This is a genomic window from Streptomyces sp. NPDC002076, from assembly GCF_053593835.1.
Genome location: NZ_JBSFDI010000005.1, coordinates 307,496 through 324,875 on the forward strand (window position 1 = coordinate 307,496; position 17,380 = coordinate 324,875).

Annotated in this window: 20 protein-coding genes; 9 read left to right on the top strand and 11 right to left on the bottom strand. The window is 71.9% G+C overall.

From position 1 onward, the window contains the following. The first annotated feature begins 66 nt into the window (after positions 1-66). Positions 67-300, top strand: a complete 234-nt coding sequence (locus tag ACWCQS_RS13465; protein WP_451004570.1) for a hypothetical protein — start codon at positions 67-69, stop codon at positions 298-300. A 19-nt stretch (positions 301-319) separates the two neighbouring features. On the opposite strand, the gene tatA is transcribed toward ACWCQS_RS13465, so the two are convergent. The 4 genes from tatA to ACWCQS_RS13485 form a co-directional block, all read right to left on the bottom strand. Continuing rightward, complete coding sequence (tatA, locus tag ACWCQS_RS13470) at positions 320-526, bottom strand: Sec-independent protein translocase subunit TatA (protein WP_451004571.1); 207 nt, start codon at positions 524-526, stop codon at positions 320-322. Positions 527-597: 71 nt separating this feature from the next. After that, the gene (locus ACWCQS_RS13475; RefSeq protein WP_451004572.1) at positions 598-2,304 is read right to left on the bottom strand and encodes an LCP family protein; all 1,707 of its coding nucleotides are present in this window, start codon (positions 2,302-2,304) and stop codon (positions 598-600) included. Positions 2,305-2,625: 321 nt separating this feature from the next. After that, the gene (locus ACWCQS_RS13480) at positions 2,626-2,988 is read right to left on the bottom strand and encodes an ArsR/SmtB family transcription factor (RefSeq protein WP_451004573.1); all 363 of its coding nucleotides are present in this window, start codon (positions 2,986-2,988) and stop codon (positions 2,626-2,628) included. A 75-nt stretch (positions 2,989-3,063) separates the two neighbouring features. Next, the gene (locus ACWCQS_RS13485; RefSeq protein WP_451004574.1) at positions 3,064-4,188 is read right to left on the bottom strand and encodes a TerD family protein; all 1,125 of its coding nucleotides are present in this window, start codon (positions 4,186-4,188) and stop codon (positions 3,064-3,066) included. Between the two features lie 255 nt (positions 4,189-4,443). On the opposite strand from ACWCQS_RS13485, the gene ACWCQS_RS13490 reads away from it, so the two are divergent. Both ACWCQS_RS13490 and ACWCQS_RS13495 read left to right on the top strand, forming a co-directional pair. Beyond that, positions 4,444-4,710, top strand: coding sequence for a GlsB/YeaQ/YmgE family stress response membrane protein (locus tag ACWCQS_RS13490; protein ID WP_388629641.1), 267 nt, complete (start codon positions 4,444-4,446; stop codon positions 4,708-4,710). 67 nt (positions 4,711-4,777) lie between these two features. Beyond that, positions 4,778-5,164, top strand: a complete 387-nt coding sequence (locus tag ACWCQS_RS13495) for a BlaI/MecI/CopY family transcriptional regulator (protein WP_451004730.1) — start codon at positions 4,778-4,780, stop codon at positions 5,162-5,164. A 129-nt stretch (positions 5,165-5,293) separates the two neighbouring features. On the opposite strand, the gene ACWCQS_RS13500 is transcribed toward ACWCQS_RS13495, so the two are convergent. Beyond that, on the bottom strand, positions 5,294-6,166 hold the full coding sequence (locus ACWCQS_RS13500; RefSeq protein WP_451004575.1) for a trypsin-like serine protease: 873 nt from the start codon (positions 6,164-6,166) through the stop codon (positions 5,294-5,296). Positions 6,167-6,263: 97 nt separating this feature from the next. Next, a complete protein-coding gene (locus ACWCQS_RS13505) occupies positions 6,264-7,025 on the bottom strand; it encodes a helix-turn-helix domain-containing protein (RefSeq protein ID WP_451004576.1) in 762 nt (253 codons plus the stop codon). Between the two features lie 86 nt (positions 7,026-7,111). Here ACWCQS_RS13505 and ACWCQS_RS13510 point away from each other — a divergent pair, with 86 nt between their 5' ends. Both ACWCQS_RS13510 and ACWCQS_RS13515 read left to right on the top strand, forming a co-directional pair. Continuing rightward, positions 7,112-8,092, top strand: coding sequence for an LLM class flavin-dependent oxidoreductase (locus tag ACWCQS_RS13510; RefSeq protein ID WP_451004577.1), 981 nt, complete (start codon positions 7,112-7,114; stop codon positions 8,090-8,092). Positions 8,093-8,271: 179 nt separating this feature from the next. Continuing rightward, the gene (locus tag ACWCQS_RS13515) at positions 8,272-8,604 is read left to right on the top strand and encodes a hypothetical protein (protein WP_451004578.1); all 333 of its coding nucleotides are present in this window, start codon (positions 8,272-8,274) and stop codon (positions 8,602-8,604) included. A gap of 562 nt (positions 8,605-9,166) precedes the next feature. Here ACWCQS_RS13515 and ACWCQS_RS13520 read toward each other — a convergent pair. After that, positions 9,167-9,769 (bottom strand): Rv1733c family protein, encoded by a 603-nt coding sequence (locus ACWCQS_RS13520; RefSeq protein WP_451004579.1) that lies wholly within the window; start codon positions 9,767-9,769, stop codon positions 9,167-9,169. A gap of 392 nt (positions 9,770-10,161) precedes the next feature. Here ACWCQS_RS13520 and ACWCQS_RS13525 point away from each other — a divergent pair, with 392 nt between their 5' ends. Then, the gene (locus ACWCQS_RS13525; protein WP_451004580.1) at positions 10,162-10,674 is read left to right on the top strand and encodes a pyridoxamine 5'-phosphate oxidase family protein; all 513 of its coding nucleotides are present in this window, start codon (positions 10,162-10,164) and stop codon (positions 10,672-10,674) included. On the opposite strand, the gene ACWCQS_RS13530 is transcribed toward ACWCQS_RS13525, so the two are convergent. Both ACWCQS_RS13530 and ACWCQS_RS13535 read right to left on the bottom strand, forming a co-directional pair. Then, on the bottom strand, positions 10,661-11,395 hold the full coding sequence (locus ACWCQS_RS13530; RefSeq protein WP_451004581.1) for a TIGR03943 family putative permease subunit: 735 nt from the start codon (positions 11,393-11,395) through the stop codon (positions 10,661-10,663). The two genes, ACWCQS_RS13525 and ACWCQS_RS13530, sit on opposite strands and share 14 nt — an antisense overlap. After that, positions 11,392-12,432 carry a permease gene (locus tag ACWCQS_RS13535; RefSeq protein ID WP_451004582.1) on the bottom strand — a complete coding sequence of 347 codons (1,041 nt, stop codon included), beginning with the start codon at positions 12,430-12,432 and terminating at the stop codon, positions 11,392-11,394. Before ACWCQS_RS13535 ends, ACWCQS_RS13530 begins: the two co-directional genes overlap by 4 nt. Before the next feature lie 191 nt (positions 12,433-12,623). Here ACWCQS_RS13535 and ACWCQS_RS13540 point away from each other — a divergent pair, with 191 nt between their 5' ends. Beyond that, positions 12,624-13,451, top strand: a complete 828-nt coding sequence (locus ACWCQS_RS13540; RefSeq protein WP_451004583.1) for a serine hydrolase — start codon at positions 12,624-12,626, stop codon at positions 13,449-13,451. Between the two features lie 4 nt (positions 13,452-13,455). On the opposite strand, the gene ACWCQS_RS13545 is transcribed toward ACWCQS_RS13540, so the two are convergent. Continuing rightward, the gene (locus ACWCQS_RS13545; RefSeq protein WP_451004584.1) at positions 13,456-14,394 is read right to left on the bottom strand and encodes a nitrilase-related carbon-nitrogen hydrolase; all 939 of its coding nucleotides are present in this window, start codon (positions 14,392-14,394) and stop codon (positions 13,456-13,458) included. A 144-nt stretch (positions 14,395-14,538) separates the two neighbouring features. On the opposite strand from ACWCQS_RS13545, the gene ACWCQS_RS13550 reads away from it, so the two are divergent. Beyond that, a complete protein-coding gene (locus ACWCQS_RS13550) occupies positions 14,539-14,769 on the top strand; it encodes a response regulator transcription factor (protein WP_388629609.1) in 231 nt (76 codons plus the stop codon). A gap of 31 nt (positions 14,770-14,800) precedes the next feature. Here ACWCQS_RS13550 and ACWCQS_RS13555 read toward each other — a convergent pair whose 3' ends face one another. Next, positions 14,801-16,606, bottom strand: a complete 1,806-nt coding sequence (locus ACWCQS_RS13555; protein ID WP_451004585.1) for an alkaline phosphatase family protein — start codon at positions 16,604-16,606, stop codon at positions 14,801-14,803. Positions 16,607-16,852: 246 nt separating this feature from the next. On the opposite strand from ACWCQS_RS13555, the gene ACWCQS_RS13560 reads away from it, so the two are divergent. Continuing rightward, entirely contained in the window at positions 16,853-17,266 is a 414-nt protein-coding gene (locus ACWCQS_RS13560; RefSeq protein WP_451004586.1) for an SRPBCC family protein, read from the top strand. The last annotated feature ends 114 nt before the right edge of the window (positions 17,267-17,380 follow it).

Genomic DNA, 17,380 nt, shown 5'->3' on the forward strand with positions numbered 1-17,380 from the left:
CCACCGGCGGCCGTCAGTGACCCGGCTCACGGGAGCGAGACTTGCGCAACCCTTAAACTTTCCGGTGTGGAGACTACCGAGGTGACGGGTTGGGAGACCGCCGTGCTCGACGGCGGGCCGGCGGACGGGCTGCGGATGAAGGTCTCCGACCGGCCGCGCGTGATCCAGGTGACGTACCCCTGCCAGGTCGAGGCCGCACCCCCCGGCGGCGTACGTGCCGAGGCGGTGTATCTGTACCGACGCGACTACACCGTCACCAGCGAGCCCCTGCGATACGGCTTCGACATCGCCAGCCCCTGACCCGCACGGTGGACGCGGCTCAGTCGGCCGGCCCGCTCTCGACCGTGGGAGCGCTGGACGGCCCGGCGGCGTCGTCCTGCTTCATGGCCTTGGCCTCGCTCTTGAGGATGCGCATGGACTTGCCCAGCCCGCGCGCGGCCTCGGGCAGCTTCTTCGAGCCGAACAGCACGATCACGACGATCGCCACGATCAGCAGGTGCCAGGGTTCCAGTCCGTTGCGGAACATCGTGCCCACCCCTCTCCGGCGTGCGGTCTTGCGCAACAGTACAACCGGGTCACCGGCTCGGTCGCCGTCGGTCAGGCGTCGGAGTCGGGCTTGCCGCGTGCCGCGGCGTAGGCCTGGGCCGGTGTCATGGGGACGCCGTTGAGGTTGACCGTCTTGTAGGGGCTGACCTTGGCACAGGTCTTGGCCTGGTCGGCGGTGGAGGCGTGGGCACCTCCGACGGCGGCCTTGGTGTCGGCCGGCGCCGGTGCGGACTTGCCGCCCGGGAAGGTGGTGCCGCTGGGCCAGTCGCTGCCGATGACCAGGGTCAGGCCGCTGCCGGTGCCCTGCTTCAGGTGCGAGGAGGACAGGCCGAGCGCCTTGGCGACCGTCTCGGCCTCCGCCTTCTGACCGGTGCCGTAGGTCAGCGTGCTGGTCGTCGCGGGGCTCGGTGCGTTGGCCGTGGTCGTGCCGGAGCTGAAGCCCTGGTCGGTCAGGGCCGTCGCGACGGCCGAGGCGCGCCCGGTGACCGTGGTGCCGTTCTCGACCGTGACGGCTATCTGCGCGGCGGGCACGGCCGAGGCGGTGGCCTTCGCGGTCGCCGAGGCCGCCGCGGACTTCTGGCCGGAGCCGGTGCTCAGCGACTGGTCGTTGGCGATGGTGGAGAACAGCGTCTTGGCACCGGCGCCCACGACCACCCGGTCCTTGTTGTTCGGGTCGGGGGCCGTCTGCATCGTCGTGAACGTCATCCGCTTGGTCGGCACCTTGTTCACGTCCGACGCGAGCGAGATCAGCTTCTTCACGCTGCCCAGGCCGTCGTCCACGGTCAGCGCCTTGGTGGCGGCGTCCGCGAGGCCGTAGACCGCGGTGGGGTCGGTGAGCGTGCCCGCGCTCTTGAACTTGCGGATCATCGCGCTGAGGAAGATGTGCTGCGAGATCGTACGGCCGAGATCGCTGCCGTCGCCGAAACCGTGCCGGGAGCGGACGAACTCCAGCGCCGCCTCGCCCTTGAGGGTGTGGTTGCCCTGGGACAGCTTCAGATGGGAGTAGGTGTCGTACACGTCGTCGCTGACGCAGACGGAGACGCCCCCGATCGCGTCGGACATCTTCACGACGCCGGAGAAGTCGAGCTTGACGAAGTGGTCGATCGGGATGCCGGTGAGCTGGTGGACCGTGGCCACCTGACAGGCGGGGCCGTACTGCAGGGCGCTGTTGATCTGGCCGTAGTAACCGGACGTGGACTGGCCCGTCTCACTGTCCTTGCAGGCCGGGACCTGGGTCATGGTGTCGCGCGGGATGCTCATCACCGTCGCGTTGGACCGGTCCGCTGAGATGTGCAGCACCATCTCCACGTCCGCATTGCTGCCGCTCTGCACCCCGGTCTTCGAGCAGCCGCCGCCGAGTTTGCAGTCGGCCGCGCTGGTGCGGCCGTCCGAGCCCATCACCAGGATGTTGATCGGGGTGCGGCCGAAGGCGTCGGCCTTCTCGCTACCGCCCTTGCCGTCGAGCGCGACGCTGTGGATGTTGCCGTTCAGATGCTCGTAGAACCACCAGCCCGCACCTGCGGTGACCACGATGACCGCCGACATGCCTATGCCGAGGATCTTCAGCGCCTTCCTGCCGCGGCCCACCGGCCGGGCCCGGCGCCCCCGCCCGCCGCCGCGCCCACGGGCAGCCGCCCGCGCCGCGGCCCGGCCGCCCGGCGGAGGCGACCCGTCGGGCTCGGCCGCTCGCTGTCCGGGCACCCGCGCGCCATGGCTGCGCGTGGCCTGCCCGGTGGGCCCGTCCCACGGGTCGCTCATCTCCCACTCCCATGAACGGTCGGGCCCGTCGGACCAGGCCGTGGGGTGTACGGCCCGCCCCGGGCGGCGATGTACGGGCGGGCGAAGCGCGCCGCTCCGCCCCTGCTTGCATGGTTGCGCAATCTAACAAACCTGCGGCCCGAACTGCACAGATACACACATGATTCACAGGTGAGGCATCTCATGAATCGCCGTGCGGACCGAGCTCGGTACGGGAGCCGGAGTCTACGCGCCTTACATAAGAGCGACATATAGACCTTGCACGAGAGAGCGCCACAGAGAAGGGGCCGGTCCTGGGGCCGGCGGGTTCGCGTGGTGCTCTCAGCCGCCGATCCTGCGCAGGCTGTGGGCCAGGGTGGCGGTGTGCGCGGAGCGCGCGGTCAGCTGACCCACCATCACCCGGACCAAGGTCACGACGTCGGGATCGTCGATGTAGTAGACCTGCCGCCGGCCCTCACGGCGGGCGCGGACGAGCCCGGCGAGCTTGAGCTTCGCCAGGTGCTGGCTGACCGCCGGAAGCGCTCCGCCCACCCGGTCGGCGAGATGCGTGACATCGCTCTCCCCCTGTGACAGGGCCCACATCAGATGCAGCCGGGCGGAGGAGGCGAGCAGGCCGAACGCCGCGGCGGCTTCGGCCAGCACCTCGACGGACGGGTCCCCGAAGCCAGCGGCGCTCTCCGTCACAGCCCTCTCCCGTCCCCGCCCTCGTCACAGCCGACGCACATGCGCGCACCCAGTGTAGGGGTCCGGTTCCGGAGGTCAGTCCTCGTAGAAGTTGTTCACCACGACCTCAGGCTCGTCGTCGTCGAACGCCTCGTTGAGCAGCGCGCCGCCGATGAGCCCTGCCGCACCGGCACCGATGAGCGCACCCGCACCGAAGCGCCGGCCGCCGCCCTGATGATGGTCGTGGTCCCCGTACGGCTCGCCGTACCCCTGCTGGGGGTAACCCTGCTGGGGGTAACCCTGCTGGGGGTAACCCTGTTGCGGATAGCCCTGCGGCACGGGCTGCGGATAGCCCTGCTGCGGCGGGGTGTAGAACGGCGGCACGGTGGTCTGCACGCGCTGCGCACAGGCGCCGCAGACCTGGACGGGCCGGGGGACGCCCCACTGCGGCGACCAGGTCACGGTCGTCGTGCCAGGGCCGTGGTTGGGGTCGAAGAAGCAGGTCACGCTGGAACTCCCAGTGGTGTGCGGTGATGTGGGGAATGCCGGGGCCGGCGGAGCGGCGACCGGCGGCTTCGATGGGGCGGCCGGCACATGCGTGCCGGTGTGCGTCTGCGGTGCGGCGACCGGGTCCGAGACCGGGCTCGGGGACGTCTCCTTGAGCACGGAGACGCCGTAGTCGGTGGCGATGCCGGCGAGTCCCGAGGCATAACCCTGCCCGACCGCGCGGAACTTCCACTCCGCGCCGTGCCGGTACAGCTCGCCGAAGACGAGTGCGGTCTCGGTCGACAGACCGCCTGACGCGAGGTCGTAGCGGGCCAGTTCGGTGCCGGTTTCCCGGTCGAGGACGCGGATGTGCGCGCGGTGCACCTGCCCGAAGGCCTGGCCGCGGCTCGCGCCCTCGTACAGCGACACCGTGAAGACGATCTTCTCGACCTCGTCCGGGACCCTGGTCAGATCGACCTGGATCCGCTGGTCGTCGCCGTCGACCGGGCTGCCGCCGCCCAGATGGCGGACCGAGCCGTCGGGACTGCTCAGGTTGTTGAAGAAGACGAAGTGCTCGTCGGACGGCACCTTGCCCGACGGTGCGCACAGCAGCGCGCCCGCATCCGGTTCGTACCCGGTGTTCGCCTGCCAGCCCAGCCCGACCGTCACAGCAGTCAGACCGGGGGCCTGCTTGCTCAGCGACACATTGCCGCCCTTGGTCAGGGACACACTCATCCACACCCTCCGAAGCCGCTCGTACTTCCGGCATCCATCATGATCGACGCCCCGGGACCACTCCGAGTTCCACGATTGCGCAATGTCTTCATCATGTAGCAGAACCTCGACGGGTCATCACCAGAGCCTCGCCGAAGGCCAACGCCCCTTGTCCGGCCCCCTCGACCGGCCCCTAGGCTTGCGCAAGCAGGCAAACCAAGTGTCGGTCTCCGGCGCACTCGGCGCGGATCCCGACCCGACGGGAGGAACAACTCCATGGGCATCATCGGCTGGATCATCCTGGGCCTGTTCGCCGGAGCCATCGCGAAGATCCTGCTGCCCGGCCGCGACCCGGGCGGCCTGATCGGCACCACCCTCATCGGCGTCGCGGGATCCTTCATCGGCGGCTGGCTCTCCGCCCGCTTCCTCGACCGGCCGGTGGAGAAGCACTTCTTCGACCTCTACACCTGGGGCGCGGCGATCGCCGGCTCCCTGGTGCTGCTCATCGGTTACCGCATCCTGTTCGGCAACTCACGGGACTGATCCTGCCTCTCGGGCCCACCTCTCGGCATGTTGCCGTCCCTGGACACGCCACGGGTGCTCGCGGGCGCTGCACGAGGCCGGGACGCCGCTGACCACGGGCCGGGTGCAGCGGCATCTGGCGGCCGGCCTCGCCCACCCGACGGTCATGACGGTCCTCGCGCGTCTGCCGGCCAAGGACGCCGTCACCCGCAGGCGTGAAGGCGGGTCGTTCGTCTGGATGCCCGCCGCCGACGAGGCCGGTCTCGCCGCGCTGCAGATGGGCAAGGTCCTGGACGGCGAACAGGACCGCCGGGCGGTGCCGGCGAGTTTGGTCGCCGCGCTGCGGGAGGGCGACGAACGGCCGCTGCGCGAGCTTCTGGACCAGACCGCCGACGACGCCTGGCGGTGGGCCAGGGCGAGGTCCGGGGGCGCGGCCGTGATGGTCGGGCCAGTGGGTTCCGGGAGGCGGAGATGACCGGGGCGGGCGCCGGAGCGTGCCGTCGGCCGCGGGTTCCCCCCGGCCGTACCGCCGGCGCCGTCGCCCCCTGTTTTCCACGCCCGCCCCTTTGCCGTCAACGGCCCTCCGGACGCGTGCCGTTCACCCTCAGGGCAGTTTCACGAATGGTGCGAGGAAGGCCCTGGCTTCGGGCGTGTCGAGGCGGTAGGTGACGTTGGTGGCGTAGCAGGGGGTGTCACCGGTGATGGTCGTGGCGGCGAGGATGTTCTTTCCGCCGATGACCGCGAAGTTGGGCCCGCCTGAGTCGCCGTAGCAGGCGCCGCCGTTGCCCTGGGGAGCCGTCATGGCGAGCCGGACCCAGGCCGCGTTGAGGGCGTCGAAGGTCACGGGTGCCTTCATGCGGACGCCTCCGCCGGGATGGGTCTGGCCGCCCGGACCGTTGGCGGCCTCCTGGGTGCCGTACCCGGCCACGAACCAGTCCGTGGAGTTCAGCCCCTGGGGGGCGAGCGCGCCCAGTTGGTTCTCGGTCGGCAGGGTCGCCGGGGTGAAGGACCAGCGGGAGGCGACCTTGGCGGCGGGCAGTTCGATCACCGCCATGTCGTGCGGATCGGAGGCGGGGCCCGGATAGTCGAGATTGGTGTGCGCGACGCCCGCTACGGCCACGGCGTTCGCCTGCGCCGCCGGGTCGCCCGGGTACTTCTTCGCGGCGGCGTCGAGTCCCGACTGGACGTCCTGGTCGAGCGACACATAGAACCGGACGCCGGCCGGCCAGTCGCTGGTGCAGTGTGCCGCGGTCAGGAAGGTGTTCGCGTCGATCATCGTGCCGGAACACACCCAGTCGACGCGGTCCGGGGTCGCCGGGTCGTTGTCGTCGTCCCAGGTGGCCACGAGCGCCCCGACCTCGGTGCGTTCGGGTGCGGGTGTGGCGTTGTAGGAGTTGATCGCGGAGGAGGGCAGCGCTACGGCGAGCACGGTGGCGCAGGCCGCTGCGGTGACGGCGGTGACGCGTAGGGCGGTCAAGAAGAACCCCTTCACTGGGTGTGTGGGACAGGCGTTCTCCTGTGGGAGGTACGAGCATTGAAGTGGGTAGGGCGGCCCGGGACAAGACCGCGGCGGGCTAGCCGGGCTCCTGGTCGTCCCGGTGTGCCGCGGCCGTGGCCAGGGCCTGCTGGGTCGCCGGGTCGGCCGGCAGGAACGCCTCCAGTTTGAGCTCGGCGAGGGTGATGTCGACGGCGGTGGCGAAGGTCGTCACGGTCGTCATCAGCCGCAGTTCGCCGTACGAGGAGCGCAGGTGCAGCGGGACCGCGAAGCCGAGGTGATCGCCTGACGGCTCCAACTCGGGTATGTACTCGCTGAGTTCGTCCCGCAGGTCGGGCAGGTGGCCGAGGCGGTCCAGGATGTGCCGGGACCACTCGGCTAGGTTGCCGATGCGCGGGGCGACCCCCCGCGGATGCAGTGCGAGGCGGTAGACGTTCCTGCCGGGGCCGACGAGTTCCGGGGCCGCGCCCTCGGTGAGCACCTCGAACGCCGCGTTCGCGGCGATCAGTTCACCGCCCCGGTCCACGACCAGCGCCGGATACGGCAGATGCCCGCGCAGGATGTGGTCGATCGCCGTACGCACCGGGGCCAGCCCGGGGCCGTCGAGGGAGGTCTCGGGGTAGGCCGGCGCGTACCCGGCGGCCAGCAGCAGCTCGTTGCGTTCACGCAGCGGCAGTTCCAGCGACTCGGCCAGGCGTACGACCATGGTGCGGCCGGGGACGGATCTGCCGGACTCAATGAAGCTCAGGTGGCGCTGGGTGGTGCCCGCCCGCAGGGCCAGGTCGAGTTGGCTGAGGCGACGGCTGGTACGGCGGGCGCGCAGGGCGCGGGGGAAGTCCACACGCCCGTTCTAGCGGCCGGCGAGGCGTCGCGGCCATTCCCTGAAGGGAATTGTCGTGCCACAGCCCGGACCGGAGCATCGTCGGCATGGACATCGGCGTACTCCTCCCGACCGGCACCGCACAGTGGGGGCCGGGCGACGACCCGCGTGAGCTGGTCGCCTTCGGCCGGCGGGCCGAACGCTCGGGCTTCTCCTCCCTCTTCGTCAACGACTCCCTGGTCAGCCCGCGCATCGAGGCACTGACCATGTTGGCCGCGCTCGCCCCGGCGACCGAGAGCGCGACCCTGGGCACGGCGGCCCTGCTGCCGTTCCTGCGCCGGCCGGTGCAGACCGCGCAGACCCTGGCCTCCCTGGACCTGCTGTCCGGCGGCCGGCTCACCGTGGCCGTCGGCGCGGGTTTCCCCGGCCGCTTCGGACGGCCCCTCTACGACCTGTCCGAGGTGCCGTGGGAGCGCCGCTTCGCCCGGCTGGACGAGACCGTCGCGCTGTGGCGGGCCCTGTGGAGCGGCGCGGACTCCTTCCATGGCGAGATCCTCCGGTTCGACGGCATCCCGCCGGCGACCGCGCCGTACCGTCCCGGCGGCCCGCCGGTCTGGCTCGGCGGCGGGACCCCGGCGGCGCAGGCGCGTACCGGCCGGCTGTACGACGGCTGGCTGCCGTACCCGCCCGACCCGGCCGACTACGCCTCCGGGCTGCTGAACGTGCGCGCGGCCGCGGTCGGCGCCGGGCGCCGGGCCCAGGACGTCACGCCGGCGCTCTTCGTCTCCGTGCGGGTCACCGCGGACGGCGAGGACTCCGACAGCGGCCGGCGCGGCCTGGACGCGTATGCGCGGGCCGTCTACGGCATGCCGCTGGCGGAACTGGAACGGATCCAGGCGGTCGTCACCGGCTCCGCGGAGGAGGTATGCGCCCGGCTCACCCGGTTCGTCGAGGCCGGCGCCCGGCACCTCGTCGTCCGCGTGGGCGCCATCGACCTGGCCTCCCAGCGCGACCAGCTCGAACGAGTCGCCGCCCTGATCCCGGCACTGAAGGCGTCGGCTGCGGCCGCCGCACCGGTGGTGGCCTGAGCGGCGCGGTCTTGCCCCCTTCGGGCGGCCCGCGGGGACAGCCGGGCCACCTTTCATCCCTACGAGTGAATCGGCGGATGGACGTCCGGACTCCTCCAGCCCTGTGCGGTGTGCTGAGCCAGGCAGCCCTGAGGCCGTCACAGGGCCCGGCCGTAGCCAGGACAGGGGGATCGGGACGTATGGGAGTCTTCGGTCTGTGCGCGTGGCTGCCGACCGCCGGGCTCGGCGGATACCTCGCCACGGTGTGGGTCCGGCACGGCGGACTGCGGCAGCGCACGCCCGGGGTGACGCGGCTGCCGCTGTGGCTCGTGCTCGGGCATGTGGCCCTCGCCGTGACCGGACTCGCGGCCTGGACCGCCTATGTGGTGGGCGGGGTGCGGAGTTCGGCCTGGGCGGCGTGCGCGGTCGTGCTGATCGTGGCCACGTTCGGCTTCATGATGCTGCTGCGCTGGCTGCCCGGTTCCGGGCGCCATCCCACGGGGACGCCACGGCCGAGCGGTACTTCCCGCTGACGGCTGTGGTCGCCCACGGGACGACCGCCGGCGCCACCGTGCTGCTGGTGCTCCTCGTCGTCCTGCACAAGGCCTGACCCGACGTACCGCAGGGGTCGTGGGCGGGAGCCCGGTCCCGGTGGGCCTGGCTCCTCGCTGCCCTCGGTCGTCAGCAGGCCGGTGTCCCAGTAGCCGTCGGGCCGGCGGGTGGTCCGAAAGATACCGGAGCGTGCGTAGGAGGCGTCGGGCACCGGGACGACGCTTTCGGGGGGACGGGCCGGGCCCGGGTTGACCGCGGAGGGCTCGCGGGCCTGGTGGGACGGCGGTTTCCGTGGTGTGCTGGTACTGGCGGGAAGGACCGAGAACAGACGCGGGGAAGCGGCCGGCAGCCGCGCACCGCGCAATCCGGATCCGCGAGAAGCGGATGGCCCTTCCCGCCCTGCCGTCCCGTCCCCTCGCACCGGTCGTCCGGCGGCTGCGCGCGGACGCCTCCTGGAGTCGTGGTCCGGATCCGGCTCCCGCCGTCCGCCCGTGGCGGGCAGCGACTCCCGGTGCTCGCGGCGCGGGGATCGGTGCCGAACGGTCAGCCCCGGCCGCCGCTGAGGTTCCCCCACCGGGGACCGATCTGCTTCCACTCCTCGTCCCACTCGGCCATGCGCCGCTTGATCAGCCGGCTGCGGACCACCCAGCCCGCGCCCCAGACCGCCGCGCCGGCCGACGGGGCGACGAGGACGCCGGTGAGGGCCGCCTGCAGATCGGCGGCGGCGCCGGTGACCGGCGCGGAGACCACATGGCCCGCGTGGTTGGTCCACACGGTCACCTGGGATCCGGTGGGGGCGCCGGGCGCGACCTTGGCCCGGTCGTTGTGCACGGTGCCGTGGGCGTCCGTCCAGCGGACGGTGGCCCACACCCGCCCGTCGTCGTAGCCGGTCCCGTAGGCCGGGGTCCGCGCCGCGCCGTCGGTGAGCACGGCGGACACCGCGTGCACCTGGACTTCGCGGGCGGCGAACGCCGCGCCGGCGCTCTGGGCCGCCACGAGACCGACGGCGGCTCCACCGAGGACGGCGATCACCCAGGTCGCGAGGACTATCCAGGCCTCGACGACGTCACTGTGCCGCCGGAGCGGATTGCGACGCCAGCGCCACAGCCGTGCCTGCGTGACCGCCGTGGGAGGTGTTCGGTTCATCGTCACCGCCTCCTCTCGCGCACCGGCGGCCTCGCCGCACCCACACCGCGTGCCCCTCGCGCGGGCGGCAAGCGGGCTCGGGGCGGTCTCCCGGACCCGGCCGTCGAGTGTCACCACACCATCGTGCACCTCAAATCCGGATGTCGGCGGGGCGAGGGCGGAAGCGCGCCTCCCGACGACTTCGCGCCACCCCCTGCCGACCGGCGGAATCGGGACGTCCGGCCCTGTCGCCGTGGGCCGAAGGACACTGGGTGGACGCCGTGGGCCGCGCGACAGTGGGGAGCAGGAGCGGCACCGATCCCCCGCGGTGCCGCTTCGCCCCCGGGATCGCCGCCGCGCGGCGGGGGCCGGCGAGACACGGGGAGAGTCACGCACCCGCGAAGAAGACTGGAATGATCCGTAAGCGCGAGCCGGCGCACCGGCGCATCGATCTCGAACCCGCGGAGGCGCTGCGACTGCTGGACAGTGTGTCCCTGGGGCGGATCGTCTTCACGCGGCAGGCACTGCCCACCGTCCGCCCGGTCAATCACGTCCTCGACGGCGGCGACATCGTGATCCGCACCCAAGAGGGCTCCGCCCTGACCGCACACACGCAGCAGGGCGGCGGCGAGGGTGTGGTGGTCGCCTACGAGGCCGACGCGATCGACCCGGACACGCATCTGGGCTGGAGCGTGGTGGTCACGGGCTACGCCCGGCTCGTCACGGATCCCGCGGACCTGGCCCGGGTCCGGACCCTGCTCACCCCCTGGACGACGGAGGAGGGCATGGACCACGCCGTGCGCATCCGTCCCTCCCTGGTGACGGGCGTGCTCCTCACCGACACGCCGGCGAGGTCCGCGAAGGGCTCCGCGCGGCCGGCGCCTCGCACTTCCGGTCGATCGGGTACGACGGCTAGGACGGCGTGAGCGGCAGATCGTCGGTGTAGGCGTTCACCGGCTGGGCCATGGGGCGGGCGTCCTTGGCGTCGAGGGCCGCCTGCGCGGTCCTGGTTCCGAGGGTGCCGTGGGGGTGCCAGGTGCCGGTCACCGCGAGCCAGGTGCTCGCGGGCGGGGCCTCGGTGCCGTACACGCGGATCTTGACGGTCTGGGAGTCCGCCGCGCAGCACGTGAAGACGATGCGGGTCAGGTACCAGCCGTCGCCGTCCTCGGCCGGGGTGACGAAGCCTGTGAGCTGGACGAGCCGGCTCTCGACGGCCCGGCTGGGGTCCTGTTGGACACGCTTGGTGAAGTCGGTGAGGGTCAGGGGCAGCGGTGAGGTGGCGGGCAGCGGAGCGAACCCTCTCTGTACCGCGACCGGCTCGGCGTTCGAGCGCGCGGCGGTGTACGCGCCCAGGGCGGGCGGTGCGTAGCAGAGCAGGCTGATCGCCGGGAGGAACAGCAGCCAGGCGATGCGCGGGGCGCCGGAGTGGTCGTGACCGGGTTCGTGGTCCTCGTGGGCGGTGTGCTCCTGTCCGCTCCGGGCGGCCGCCGCGGCCAGGCCGAGCAGCAGCAGGACCACGCCGGAAGCGATGAGCGGCGGCCGCAGACCGGCCTTGACGTAGCGCAGATAGGTGTCGGTGAACAGGGCCGTGTGCAGCAGGCCGAGGCCGGTCAGGGTCAGGAGCAGGATCTGGACCGGGCGTCTCACAGCAGCGCGCCTCCGATCAGGACGCTCGCGGCGACCGCCACGAGAGCGGTGGCCGTGGAGAACCGCCAGGCGAAGGCCCGCCCGAAGGTGCCCGCCTGAAGGGCGATCAGCTTCAGGTCGACCATCGGGCCGACCACCATGAACGCGAGCCGGGCGGCCGGGGAGAACCCGGTGAGCGAGGCGGCGACGAAGGCGTCGGCCTCCGAACAGACCGCCAGCAGTACGGCGAGCCCGGCCAGGAAGAACACCGAGAGCCAGGGCGAGCCGGAGAAGGCGTCCAGGACGGAGCGCGGCACCGCGACGTTGAAGGTGGCGGCGGCCATGGCGCCGAGGACGAGGAAGCCGCCGGCGTGCAGGAAGTCGTGCTGGAAGCCGAGCCGGAACTCGCGCAGGCGGCTGTGGCCCTGCCGGTGACCGGTGTGCCGGTGCCGCAGGACCGGCCGCAGCCACTTCTCTTTGCCCAGCCAGAGCCAGAGCCAGCCCATCACGGCCGCCGTGCCGAGGGAGGCGAGCAGCCGGGCGGCGACCATCGCGGGGTTGCCCGGGAAGGCGACGGCGGTGGCGGTCAGCACGACGGGGTTGATGGCGGGCGCGGAGAGCAGGAAGGCGAAGGCGGCGGCCGGGGTGACACCGCGCCGGATCAGGCTGTGGGCCACGGGGACGGAGGCGCACTCGCACCCGGGCAGCACCGCGCCCGCGGCACCGGCGACGGGCACGGCGAGGGCGGGCCGCTTCGGCAGGACCTTGGTGAACAGGCCGGCCGGCACAAAGGCGTTGATCGCGCCGGACAGGACGGTGCCGAGGAGCAGGAAGGGGAGTGCCTGGACGGTGATGGCGAGGCACACGGTGCGCCAGGCCTGGACGGCCGGCTGGTTCACCCACCGGGTGCCGGCGAGGACGAGCAGGGCGACGGCACCGAGCGCGATCACGAGGGCGGCACCGAGCGGCCACGGCCGGATGCGGCGTACGGACGGTGAACCGACGGGGACGGCCGTCACACCGTCGACCACACCAACCAGTTCATCCGCCTTTTCCATGATCACTCCGGATGTCGCTGTCCGGCCGACGATAGGCGAGGACCCGGCTGCGACCCCGCATCGACCCGCGCCCGAAAGGCGGATGCGTCCCATTGGCGGTGTCGGTGGCTCTTCTCACAATTCGCCGCGAACAAGCCCGAAGGTGACCGCCGCCACGTCGCCCGGCACACGATTTGTCTACGTTCGACGCCATGCCGTCTTACCCCTTCCTCACCTTCGCGCGCACGCGGGCCGGCGCCCTGCTGGCCTCGGCCGCGGCCCTCGTCTCCGTCGGCGTGCTGCACCCGGCACCGGCCGCGGCCGCTTCCGCCCCCGCGCAGGCCGCCTCCCCGCACGCCACGGCGGCCGTGCTCGACCTGGACGCCGCCGGCCGCACCCCCGTGGTGCACGGGGTGGACACCGCGTACGACACCGCCAGCATCGTCAAGGTCGACATCCTCGCGGCACTGCTGCTCCGGGCACAGGACGCCGGACGGCAGCTCACCGCCGCCGAGCGCGGCCACGCCGAGCCGATGATCGAGCGCAGCGACAACACGGCGGCCAACGCGCTCTGGCGCGAGATCGGCCAGGCCTCCGGGCTGGCGGCGGCGAACAAGCGACTGGGGCTGACCTCGACCACCGGCGGGCCGGGCGTCAAGTGGGGCCTGACCCGGACCACCGCGAGCGACCAGATACGGCTGTTGCGGGCCGTGTTCGACGGGGACGCAACGGGGAAGTCCGGCTCCACCGGGAAGTCGGCCCTGAACGCGCAGTCCCGGGCCTACGTCCGCAGCCTCATGGGCAAGGTCATCCCGGAGCAGACCTGGGGAGTCTCGGCCGCCGGCGGCTCCGGCAGGGCGCGGGCGCTGAAGAACGGCTGGCTGCAGCGCAACACCACGGGCCTGTGGGACGTGAACAGCGTCGGGCAGATCACCGTGCACGGACACCGCTGCCTCGTCGCGGTCCTGTCGAACGGCAGCGCCTCGATGAGCGACGGCATCTCCCTGGTCGAGCGGACGGCGCGCGCCGCCGTCGCCTAGCGCCTCAGCGGTCCTCCGGGCGCCGGGGCCGGACGACGGCGGTGACCGTGAGCGCGGCGAGCGCGGCCAGGCAGAGCCAGGCGAAGGTGTCGCCGATGCCGTCGTAGACCGTGGTGACGCCGTGCACGGGGACGTAGGCCACCATGGTCTGCCGGTCGGTCGCAAAGTAGTCCGAGGTGGCGAGGACATGCCCCTCGGCGTCGTAGGCGGCCGAGAACCCTTCCGCGTCCTGGCGGATCAGGCTGTACCCGTTCTCCACGGCGCGCAGGGCCGCCTTGTCGGTGTGCGGGGCGCCGTACTCCTTCCAGTCGTGCGAGGGGACGAGCATGATGTCGGCCCGGGTGCGCATCAGGGCCGGGAAGTCGGCGTCGTAGCAGATGACGCCCGCGAGCCGGCCGTACGGTGTGCGGACGACGGGGACATGGCCGTCCCCGGGCGTGAAGCGCTCGGAACCGGGAATGGGATGGGCCTTCTGATAGGTCCAGAGCACCTTGCCGCGGGGGTCGATGAGCAGGGCCTCGTCCCGCCCGTATGCGGGCGGGGTGGTGCTGTAGACGCGGACCCCGATCTCCAGGTAGACGCCCGAGTTGCGGGCCTGCCGCTGAGCCGCGGCGATGGCGGCGGCCTCGTCCGGCTCCCGGGTCCGGACGGCGTTCTCCGGCCAGATCACGATCTTCGCGCCGGCGGCGGCCTCGCGGCGGGTGGCCGCGAGCAGGTCGTCCTCGACCGCGGTCATCGCGGGCCGCACCGCGGCGGCGGGGGCGGCGGCTACGCCTCCGGGCCCGCTGCCGAACCGGGCGAGCGTGGCCTTGAGCGTGTCGGTGGCGCCACGAGCGGGGGTGACGCCGGCGACCCGGGTCCAGGCCGCGCTGTACGCCCACCGGGCCGGTCTCGCCTGACGCGGTACCGCCCCTTCCCCGTCGCGCGCGCCTTCACCTGCCACCTCAGAAGTGGTCCAAACCATTTCCCCTTCCCTGTGACGCGCCTGTGACAGTCGGCGGACACGGCCATGACGTCCGCCGAGCAATCTGGAGGAACAAGGGCAAATCACCCTAAACGGCCAGATGTCTCGCCGGAGGACAGTCCCATGATCGCCACTCTCGCCACGCCGCACACCGAAGCCCCCGCCCCCGCGCTGGCTCCGCGCGAGCGGGAGACGCTCCGGCACATCGCCGCCGGCCGCACCTATCTCCAGACCGCCCGCCACATGGGACTGTCCACCCATACCGTGGACGCCTATCTGCGCCGCATCCGGGCCAAGCTCAACATCACCAACACCGCCGAGCTGACCCGCGTCGCCATCTCCCTCGGCCTGTGAGCCGTCGTGGCGGGCCAGCCGGCGGTTGCGGTCAGCCGACGGTCAGGGAGAACGGTCCGGCGAGGACCGAGTAGCCGTCGTTGGCGAGGTAGTAGACGTCGTACTTCCCCGCCCCGTTCAGTTTCCCGGTCGAGAAGGTCAGGGCGCCGCTGGCGTTCGGCGCATAGGACCAGGCCAGCGAGGACTGCTGGCCCGGGGTGACGCCCGCCGGATAGATGCCGACCCAGTTCTTGGCGTTCACCTGGGCCGTCGACGGAACCGAGTAGCGGAAGGTGACGTTGCCGCCGGCGGAGACCGCGTTCAGGTCGCCGGTGAGCGTCGGCGTGCTCGCGGTGGACGGGGCGAACGCGGCGTTGAGCGGTGTCGCGTAGGTGTCGTTGGCCGTGAGACCGGGCAGGCCCAGGGCGGCTTCGATGGTGCGGCCGATGCCGTAGTGGTCGTAGTGGAGCGGGCTGCTGGTGCCGGCCGGGACGGTGCCCTGGGAGCCGACGACGGTGGTGACCACGTGGTTGTAGGCCTCGTTCTGGCTCTCGTCCCAGGTCAGGATCAGCAGCGAGCGCTGCTGGGTCCAGGCGGGGGAGGCGAGGACCGGGGCGAGGGTCTGCTTCAGCCAGCCGTCCTGGGTCTTCAGGCTGGTGGTGTTGCCGTTGCCGGAGGCCTCGCCGTCGTAGTAGTCGTCGGCGGCGATCCAGGAGAAGTTCGGGGTGCTGGCCGCGGACTTCAGGTCGGTGGTCAACTGGGTGGTGTCGAACAGGTGGGCCGCGCAGCGGGAGGCGTTGCCGCTGATGTCGGTGTAGTTGATGAACGGCGCGTCGTCCGGCTCGTAGTAACTGTCGTTGTTGTTCTTGGTGTTGCAGGGGGTGCCCATGCCCTGCTCGTACGCCTTCCAGGACTTGCCGGCCGCCTCCAGGGTGTCACCGAGGTTGCGCTCGGGAGAGTTGATGTTCGGGAAGTAGGTGGCGCCCTTGGTGTAGGTGTCGCCGCCGGCTATGGCGAGGTAGTTCTCGTCGCTCGGGTGGTAGACGCCGTGGTGGTCGGTGAGCGTGGCGCCCTGGGTCATGAGGCTGTGCATGTACGGCGTGTCCGCCGGGTCGTTCATGACCTCGGAGTAGTCCGTGTTCTCCATCATGACCATGAAGACGTGGTCATAGCCGGGGACCTTGGAGACGGGCGGGGCGAGCGGGGCGGGCGCGGCGACCGGCGTGTCCAGGGTGAGGGAGAGGTTGTCGAGGTAGCCGGTCTCGCTGCTCGTCGACAGGAACTGCACCTCGACCTGGATGGAGCGGGTGCCGGCCGGGACCGCGCCGGTGGTGCTGCGCGCGAGGAACTTGGTGGCGAGGCCCCGGTCGCTCGCGGAGACGGTGGGCAGCTTGGCGGCGGCGCCGACAGGGCGGCCGTTCGCGTCGTGGAAGTGCAGGCTCACCGCGACATAGCCGCTGTAGGTGGTCCAGCCGCCGAGCCAGCCGGAGAGGTCGTAGTGCACTCCCCCGCCGTCGACGGCCGAGGCGGCCGAGGAGACGTCGACGGTCTGCGTCATCGCTCCGTCGCCGAAGTTGCCGGGCCCGAAGAACGCCTTGCCCGGCGTCTGGCCGTCGCCGGGCAGCCCGAAGGAGGCGACGCTGTGGCACATGACGTCCGAGCCGCCGGCCTCGGTGGTCCAGCCGGGCACCGTGGTGGCGGCCGCCCAGTCGGAGGTGCAGGAGCCGCCGCTCTCGGCGTCGCCGTTGACGATCAGGTTGCCGCTGCTCCCGGCCGCCCCGGCGGGGGCGGGAGCGGCGACGATCAGTGCGCCGAGGAGGGCGAGAAGCCCGCCGAGGGATCTCCAGCGCAGTCGCATACGTGGTACCTCGTCCCGTTGGTGAGGATGCCGTGAGGGGCGCCCCCCGCACGGCCTGACTGTGCGCAACGAACGGGATATGAGTACTGGTCGTGGCTGTCGAGCGGAAGAACCACGGCCAAACTTGACCAGACAAGTTCACGGCGCGCGGAGCCCGGCGGCCATGCGTGGGGCAGCGGGCTTTTCGGTCGCTGCGAAAGGGGCACGTGGTCGGGGTACGAGTCCCCAGCGGAGGGCGGTGTCACCATGACCGAGTACGAATGGTCCCGGACGATGCCCGCACAGCCCGAGCAGGTCTTCGACCAGGCGTCCAACCTGGGCCAGCTCGACGCATGGCTCCCGGCCGCCTTGCACGTGGAGGCCGAGGAACCGCCCGCGGTCACGGTGCACGAAGACCGCTCCGGCCAGGACATGGCCGCCCTGCTGCGGGCTCGGCCCGACCAGATGCGCCTGGAGTGGGGCACCCGGGAGCAGGGCAGCTACACCGGCTGGCTGCAGGTCTCCGGTATCGGCAGCGGCGCCAGCGAGGTGACCGTGCACCTGTCGTTCTTCGACCCCGGTGACGATCCCGGCGAGCAGGCCGTGTTCGACGCGCTGGACGGCAGTCTGCGGCGCCTGGAGGCACAGGTGCGCATGCGCGTCGAGAACACGGCCGGCTGAGGCGCCGGACCCGGTGCGGGCAGGCCTGTTCACCTGCGAGAAGTGCCGGTGACCTGGGTGTTGGAGCGCCCGGAGAACGAATAGGCGTGCGCGGGGCCTCCCCGGACACTTCCG